We start from the raw sequence: 5,177 nt of genomic DNA on the forward strand, positions 1-5,177 counted from the left end.
CTCCCGAGCCTGTCGCTGCGGGGGCTCTGCTACGACAGATTACCTTTTGAACTGCGAAGCGAATGATCTGGATGACACTCAGGACTCAGAAGCAATCCTCTGACACCCTCCCAGCCGAAGGCCTCCGCGTAGCGGCTTCGAACAAAATCACTCGAGCGAACGCGGGCGGGCCACGTCAGTTGCCAATGCGGACGTGCGGGACCGCCCGCTTCGCTCGGTTCTGCCGTTAGGCCACTTGCGCGCGGGCAAATGAATGACGCCGTCTCCATGACGATTTGGCTGACTGCCCCGGTGATGGCGATAGTTGGCTTTGTCTTGTCCCTCGGTCGTTCGCGGCAACGCTCGCGGTTGAGGCGGATGTTGGGAGCCGGATGTATGGCACTGGCAGTCGGTATCGGGATGTTGGTCATGCCATTTGCATGGGTGCTCCGTGATGGTCTAGCTCCTGGCATGGTCGCAAGCGAGGGGAGGACTGCCATCACCCACTTCATCACGCTTTATCTCGTCGCCTTGATCCCTGTCGGAGCACTAGCTTTTGCTGCGTGGGCATTGCTTCGCACGCCGCACAAAAGGGAAAACCGTCTGCCCTAACGATTCTACTCCAGTGAACGCGCCGACAGCATCCAGGTTTCAGGTTGAGCATCCAGAGCGGCGCGTCCCTGAGTAGTTAGTTCGGCGGTGCTACGCGTTCATGTCACCTCTCCAAACTTTCTTGGTTCGCATTCTGCCTCGCCGGTGGGCTGAGAGCATTGAGGCCGACTCTCGCTCGTGGATGATGCGATGTTCATGCGGCTTCGCGCGATCGATCTGGGAGCTGGGCGGTATTCGTTGGAAGGCCGCAGGACGACCACGGACCTTATCTCTCATGAAATGTCCGCAGTGCGATAAGCACTCCTGGCACAAGCTCACTCGCGATGCGCCGGTGACATCCGAGCCGCCCAATACATCACCTTCATGACGCTGCGCCGAACCAGCCACTCGATCCAACAGCCCTGAGCCTCCGAGTTTTTCACATGACCACCGGTCCTGCATCCCGAGTGTCGCCCGAGTTGGCTCTCGGTCGGCGGGCTGTGGCTCAGTGGGTTCTTTAGGCCGGTATGAACGCCCTCAGGAATCTGGAGATCATTTCAGCAGCACTCGCGACGGCCGGGTTCAGATTACTTCGCGCCGAAGCTGGCTCGATGGATTCTGGTCTGGCGGAATTCTCTGACGAGAGTAGGAATCTTCGCGTCATCAAGGACCGCAGTCAGTGGATACTTGAGGGCGCGCAGGATCAGCTCGAGCCCGCGGGACTTTGGCGTGCGTTCGACGATACAGAAGAGTTTCGGGATGCAGTCATAGCTCACCTCACGCTTTGAGCGTGCCTAACACAGATCGTCGACCGAACCGCCGCCAGCATCGGGATTTCCCTCATGATCACAGTCATTCCATCGGTCTCTTCGGCGAGCGCCCTCTTACGGCGGCGGTCGCTCACGATTGGACGTTGGACGGAGCAAGTGTCGTGATGATGGGCTTCAAAAGACTGATCGCGTGGCTGCTCGTAGCGGCCGGGATCTGCATCGTGGCATTCAGCTCGCGGATCGTATTCCCCGGGCTAGAGATTGTGCTAGGTATTGAGGCCCTTGTCGGCAAGCAAAGCGTCGTTTATCTGCCCGACGGGGGCTATATCTACACCAATCCGGGGGCGATAATTGGTTGGATATCTGGAGTCGCAGGGGTGGGAGTTCTAATTTCGGCTATTGGCATCGCCCTACTTGTCCGAGCATGCCGGCGTAGAGCGGTTTGACCGAGAGATCGCCCAACAAGCCCACTCGATCCAACAGCCCTTAGCCTCTGAGTTTTTGACATGATCACCATTCCTACAGTCCCGGTTTCGCCCGAGTTGGCTTTCGGTTGGGAGGCTGTGGATCAGCGGGAGCGTTGGACCAAAGGCTTATGAGGTTTTGGCAACTTACACAACCAGGTTGCGCTAACGACTACCAAAGGTCGTTCGTAAACGGATCTCTGGACCATCCTTACCACCTTCCCTTTGTGGATTGTCAGGTTTGTGGCCAACGCTACCTGGCGGATCATTCGTTGCCGTATGAATGCCCATCGCCTCTAAGAGAGGCCTTCTCTGATCCGAAGGCTGTCACGATTGAGGAGTTTGACAGTATTGCTGAGCCCGTTCGCAGAGCGATCCTGCAGCTCGGGGTGCGCAAAGATGTTGTCCAACCACACTGTTCGCTCCTTCCGAGCTTTCTCGATATTCCTTCAAGGCCGGAGGACGACTTCTTGTGGCCGGGCTCCTCGCCTCTTGTAACAGAGCGCGTCCGTGAAAAAGTGGAATCCCTAAAGATCCGCGAGGTAGCTTTTGCAGAGGTGACTTTGCGGAAAGTTGGGAGGGAGTCTTCGAAGCTTCCGGCCCCTATCCCATCCAGCGGTGAGCCTGAAGATGTTATCACTGAGGTTCGGACAACTCTCTTTCCAGATGGGGAGGGCAGGTACTTTGAGTTGTGCGTGTATGGGAGGTCAGCTCCGCCACCGGGAAGGGAGTTGAAATCGGTGTGTTCGACTTGCGGTAACAAAGACTTCAAGTGGGCTAGGAGTAAGGAGCTCGTGATGACCGAATCTATGTGGACCGGGTTAGATATTTTTGTTTTGGAGACCACGAGGATTATTTTGGTTACGGAGATGTTGAAACAGGAAATTCAGAAACTCGGGCCAACCAATGTTGAGTTCATCGAATTTCCATCGTCTAGATAGACTAATGTCCAACCAGAGTACTCCAGTGAACGCACCGACAGTACGAAGGTTCCAGGTTCAGCGTCCATACCGGCGCGTCCCTGAGTAGTTTCGCTAGGCCGCTCTACACGCCATGAGCAATCAGCGCACAAAAAGACAGAGACAGTTCGGAGATATGGTCGGCATCCTGATGTGCATAGTCCTTCTTCCGCTCATCATTATTCTGCTCACGCTTAACTTGCTCACCAGTCTGTCTCTTCACATCGCGATTTGGTGCTGCTGGTGTTCGCGAGGGCGTGACGTTTTGTTCGTCTATTCGGACAGTCCGATTTGGCATGACTACGTCGAGGAGCACATCCTGCCGCGACTCGGGGAGCGAGCGGTTATTCTCAATTGGTCGCACCGTGGACGGTGGCGGCGCAGCTTGTCCGTTCTCGCGTTCCGTCACTTCGGCGGCTATCGTGCTTTCAACCCGATGGCGATTGTCTTTCGACCATTCCGGCTTGCGCGGCAGTTCCGGTTTTACGAACCGTTCAGAGAGTTCAAGTATGGCAAGATTGAGGCGGTCGCCAAGATGGAGAGAGAGCTTTATGATTTTCTCGATGAGATTGGCGGACGACGAGCAGCCTAGCCAGCCCGATCGAGGACAACCCCGACCAGCCCTTAGTTTTGCCCAGACCGACATGACCATCTCAACCTTCACCGGCCTTGCCGATCGTCACCTCCCAGGTCGGGGTGCCTCATCGGGAGGTCGTTGGACCGATCACGGAGGCGTATGGCCATCAGTGCATCAATGAGAGTTCGGGCTTGGGTTGCGATAGCGCTTGGAGTGTTCGTCTACTTAGCGATGCACTTTGCGCTCTCGAGATCCTCGACTCGACTCGTCCAGAGCGAGTGGGGGATATCCGATGCCTTTCTCTACATTCCGGGTAAGCCGAGCTTCGTTGCTGAGCATGAGACTCCGTGGCTTCAGGTTCATCAGACATGCCGCTGGCTGTTTTATCCTGCATGGAGTGTAGACTATTACATCCTCGGCGGACCTAAACCTATGACGAGCCTTCCTATGCTTGGGATTGGTCCGAGATGATCGGTTCACGGACGACTTTCCGGTCCAACCAGCTCACTCGATGCAACAGCCGCCAGCTAAGGGTTTCATGATCGTGAGAATTTCGCTTATCACATCTGAGGTTTTGGTTGCCGGCTGGCCCGGCGGCTCTGCCTCAGTTCTCGGTCGTTCACCCAAATTCGAAAGCCCATCGCCATGAACCCAAAGATCGAGGAGATAGTCACTCTGATGTTCGCTCCTGGGGATCGAGCGGCCGCAATCAGTTTGCTGAAGACTCGTTGTGGCTCAACTCTGCCGATGATGTCTCATGCTACCGAGGACTCATTCGACCGCATTAGGATCGCGACTTTAAGGCTCAGCAGAGGTAGTTTGGTGGCGCTGGAGCGAGAGATTGAGGGTGCCCACTGCGATTGGCGAGACACCCTTGTTTCCGCTGGTTTTGCCCACGATGTATCGGCTCACCTCCACTGGTTGCCGTCATGACCGACGCTCCCGCTTACATCATCTACGCGGGTTCTGCGGCCATTCCGGTTGTCTATCTGCTCGCCACAGCCTTCCGGGGGCGCAGACGAAAACGTATGCTCGGGCTTTTGGGCATCCATATCGTCTGCTCATTACTCATTCTCGCATATACCTTGTGGTGCAGGAGTGCAGGCTACTCAGAGTGGTATTGGAACTCAGCATTCCACATACCCCTGAACTTGATCTTTCTGGTCCTTTACCTTCGGGCTTTTCTTGCGCATTCAAACATACCACGCTCCGGCCAGACATGAGCAGGACACATCACCAACGAAGGGCGAACAAAGCTACTCCAGTGAACGCGCCGACAGCATCCAGATTTCAGGTTGATCGTCCATACCGGCGCGTCCCTGAGTGGTTTCTAGCCCGAGACTGATGAACATCGCTGCTGCAGCGGGGTTGGGGATGCTCTGTCTGCTAACCGGATGCGGGCGCCAATCGGTGCCCCTTCTGGATGCGACTAAAGCGGCGGTTCTTGTGTTGGCTCCGCTCCCCAGTCAGAGGGGTTCCGTTCACACTCTCCATGTCCGTATTCGCGGTGCAATCGACGGGGATGGCATCTTTTACGGGGATCTCATCAACACTCAGCGGGTCAGCGGACGATTTGATCTCCGATTAGCTGGAGACTACTTTTCCACCAATTGCGTCATTCGCTACTCTCCAGTACGGGCGCGTTCGGGTAAGGCGTCTGTGGAGTATGAGTTCTCCACCCTATGAGCACAGGGCTAACAAGAATGCGAAGTAGGCAGGAGCGCAGAGACAGTGGGTGGCTGAGTTAACTGTTTAGGAACGAGCGCTACTGCTTACATCGCGTGTTGGAGGGAGCCGCGTCAGGGGACGCAGGCTATAGGAAGAGTAAGGGGTCGGA

At 56.0% G+C, this 5,177-nt stretch carries 4 protein-coding genes; all 4 read left to right on the forward strand.

Going from position 1 to position 5,177, the window contains the following annotated elements; all coding sequences use genetic code 11:
* Positions 1–1,360: 1,360 nt before the first annotated feature.
* The 4 genes from JNN07_23965 (at position 1,361) to JNN07_23980 (ending at position 5,026) form a co-directional block, all read left to right on the forward strand.
* On the forward strand, positions 1,361–1,786 hold the full coding sequence (locus JNN07_23965) for a hypothetical protein (GenBank protein MBL9170810.1): 426 nt from the start codon (positions 1,361–1,363) through the stop codon (positions 1,784–1,786).
* Positions 1,787–2,076: 290 nt separating this feature from the next.
* Positions 2,077–2,745 carry a hypothetical protein gene (locus JNN07_23970; GenBank protein ID MBL9170811.1) on the forward strand — a complete coding sequence of 223 codons (669 nt, stop codon included), beginning with the start codon at positions 2,077–2,079 and terminating at the stop codon, positions 2,743–2,745.
* A 169-nt stretch (positions 2,746–2,914) separates the two neighbouring features.
* Positions 2,915–3,355, forward strand: coding sequence for a hypothetical protein (locus JNN07_23975; protein ID MBL9170812.1), 441 nt, complete (start codon positions 2,915–2,917; stop codon positions 3,353–3,355).
* Positions 3,356–4,684: 1,329 nt separating this feature from the next.
* The gene (locus JNN07_23980) at positions 4,685–5,026 is read left to right on the forward strand and encodes a hypothetical protein (GenBank protein ID MBL9170813.1); all 342 of its coding nucleotides are present in this window, start codon (positions 4,685–4,687) and stop codon (positions 5,024–5,026) included.
* Positions 5,027–5,177: the final 151 nt, after the last annotated feature.

The organism is Verrucomicrobiales bacterium, assembly GCA_016793885.1.
In the GTDB taxonomy this organism is placed as follows: domain Bacteria; phylum Verrucomicrobiota; class Verrucomicrobiia; order Limisphaerales; family UBA11320; genus UBA11320.